Consider the following 2,569-nt stretch of genomic DNA (forward strand, 5'->3'; position numbering starts at 1 on the left):
CATCTGACAACGGAGCGACCGAATGCCTAATATAGGGGAAGCAAGTAATTAACCTAGAAAGGTTCTAAATGGCAACCGCAGAAAAGTCGGCCACGAAGTTTAACTCGGTATGTGTTGTTGGTCTGGGGTATATCGGGCTCCCTACCGCGGCTTTTATTGCGTCAAAGGGTGTCAAGGTGACCGGTGTTGATGTTAATCCGGAGTTTGTAGATTCGATTAATAAGGGAGAGGTTCCCTTCTTTGAGCCTGGTTTTGAGGCTTTGCTAAAGCGTGTCGTAGATGAGGGATTCTTGAAGGCGCAGGCAGAGCAGATTCAGGCTGACGCGTACATTGTTTGTGTGCCGACGCCATTCCGTGACAACTACAAGGTTGATACCAAATACATCAATGCAGCCGCAGAAGCTATGGCACCCCACCTACGGCCAGGTGCACTCGTGGTCCTTGAGTCGACCTCCCCTCCTGGTACCACTGAGGCAATGGCGAAGCACATTATCGAGCTTAGGCCTGACCTTTCTTTGGATGAAGATGCAGAGGGCGCGATCTTTGTTGCACACTGTCCTGAGCGAGTTTTGCCTGGGCGAATTATGGAGGAGATGGAGAACAACGATCGAGTCATTGGTGGTTTAACTCCTAAAGGCACTCAGATGGCCTGCGACCTTTATGGGACGTTCTGTACTGCCGAGCTGCTGCAGACCAATGCAACTACTGCAGAGATGGCAAAGTTGACGGAGAACTCTTTCCGCGATGTCAATATCGCCTTTGCAAACGAACTCTCCCTGATTAGTGATCGACTTGGTATCGACGTTTGGGAGCTAATTGATCTTGCCAACCACCACCCGCGTGTCAACATCCTTCAGCCTGGCCCAGGAGTCGGCGGACACTGTATTGCAGTGGATCCTTGGTTTATCGTTTCTTCGGTACCTGAAGAAGCACGGATCATCAGAATGGCGCGTGAAGTTAATGACGGAAAGCCTCAATGGGTAATTAAGAAGGTTAAGGAAGCCCTTGCCGATAAGCAAGATGCTGTCGTTGCTGCGTTAGGCATCGCCTTCAAGAACGATATCGATGATTTGCGCGAATCCCCGTCCTTGAATATCGTCAAGCAACTTGGGCAGGAAAACCCAGAGTTGGATATTCGTGTGGTCGAACCAAATGTCCCAGAACTCCCTGAGCCGCTGTCGGCGATTTCCAATCTCAAGAAGCAAGATCTTCAAGGAGCTGTTGCAGACGCCGACATTGTTTTGCTTCTTGTTAATCATAAGGAATTTATCGAGATGGATCCGGCCATTATCGAAGGAAAGACTGTGATCGATACCAAGGGAATCTGGAAATAGGCGCGCACCCCCGTTTCTGGCGGCATCTTTCAGTTAATTCGGATTGGGATGGCTAGACGTATTATTGTCGTTCTAGAGTCTTGACCAATTCGCTGTTTGATGGAGATTTTGATGAATGTCCAGCTGACTCGTGTAGAAGATGGATGAAAAGCTTGCAAATCCTCGTTATTTCCCAATACTGGTACCCAGAAAATGGTGTGCCTCAACGTCGATGGGGATGGCTGGCAGAAATCCTGAAAGAGCAAGGGCATTCGGTGACTGTTGTCGCGCCGCCTGCGCACTATGACCGAAGGATGTCATTCCCCCGATGGGTAAAAGCTCGTGGGTTTCTCCCTCGAAAGGAATCTGAGACCGGCCCATCCGGTGAGCGTATCGTGCGCAGTGGTTTCTTTCCTGGGGGTTCATCACTAACGATACGTGCATTTAATCAAGCTGCCGTGGCTTTGGGATCATTACAGGTTCTCCTTGCCGCTGGAGGCTCGTTAAAAGGCTACAGGCCGGATTTAATCTTCGGGACTGTTCCTGCTTTGCCGACGTCGGCAGTGACTTGGCTGGCTAGCAAGAGATTTCAGGCTCCCTACGTTATCGATCTGCGTGATGCTTGGCCTGATTTGCTAAAAGAGGCTGATAGCTGGAACGAAGGAACAGGGAAAAAGTCATTCAGGCAGAGAGTGCTTTCCATTGGGCTTTTTCAAATCGTTTCGTGGTTAACGCAGCGAGTTCTATACCGGAGTATGCGAGAAGCAGACGCCATCATTTCGACGTCAAGCGAGCTTGCTAAGGACCTAAGACAGCGAGCTGTGCTAATACGAAACGGAGCCACGCCTCTGGTTTTTACGATTCGAAACGTCTTTCCTGCGGCTACAAAGTTCAAAACTAACAGGAATCTGGCTACTTCCGGGACATTGAGAGTTTTGTACGCTGGGACAATAGGGCGAGCGCAAGATCTTCAGAATGCAGTTGATGCCCTCAAACTCTGTATCCAGCAAGGCGTGGATGTGCGGTTGAGATTTGTTGGAAGTGGAGCGGCAAAGCCTGAACTGCAACGAATCTCCAAAGACTTAGGAAGCGCAGTGAGCTTTGAACCTAAGCACCCCGCAGACAGCCTAGAAGAGTATTACCAGTGGGCTGATACCGCGCTTGTTCATCTTGCGGATTGGGAACCCCTTAAACGCACGGTCCCATCCAAGGTGTATGAATTAATGGAAGCAGGTATTCACATTTCTGCTGTGGTC

2 protein-coding genes are annotated in these 2,569 nt (G+C 49.9%); both read left to right on the plus strand.

Going from position 1 to position 2,569, the window contains the following annotated elements; translation table 11 throughout:
- Window positions 1-68: 68 nt before the first annotated feature.
- Window positions 69-1,334, plus strand: a complete 1,266-nt coding sequence (gene wecC / locus HMPREF2724_RS01300) for a UDP-N-acetyl-D-mannosamine dehydrogenase (protein WP_070564998.1) — start codon at window positions 69-71, stop codon at window positions 1,332-1,334.
- A gap of 80 nt (window positions 1,335-1,414) precedes the next feature.
- The coding region (locus tag HMPREF2724_RS01305; protein ID WP_141748288.1) for a glycosyltransferase family 4 protein at window positions 1,415-2,569 on the plus strand (1,155 nt) is incomplete at its 3' end.

Source organism: Corynebacterium sp. HMSC071F07 (assembly GCF_001810285.1).
In the GTDB taxonomy this organism is placed as follows: Bacteria; Actinomycetota; Actinomycetes; order Mycobacteriales; family Mycobacteriaceae; genus Corynebacterium; species Corynebacterium simulans.